Annotated in this window: 1 pseudogene; it reads right to left on the reverse strand. The window is 54.2% G+C overall.

The annotated features are described in order from the left end of the window. Positions 1-260: pseudogene (locus AC0QH1_RS00490) on the reverse strand (photosystem II D2 protein (photosystem q(a) protein)); the annotation flags it as partial.

Raw genomic sequence — 260 nt, forward strand, 5'->3', positions numbered from 1 at the left:
TTGTTGGAGAAGGCAATCCCGAAGATTTGCGACCAGAAGCGGTTCGCAGTGACCATCGAGTAGGTTTCTTCGGCTTGGGTGGGTTCGAAGGCGCGGAAGGTGTTGGACCCTTCGCCGTCTTCAAACAAGGTGTTTTCCACCGTGGCTCCGTGAATGGCGCAGAGCAATGCACCACCCAGGATGCCGGCCACTCCCATCATGTGGAAGGGGTTTAAGGTCCAGTTGTGGAACCCTTGGAAGAACAATAGAAAACGGAAGAT

The sequence above is a fragment of the Phormidium sp. CCY1219 genome, from assembly GCF_055795085.1.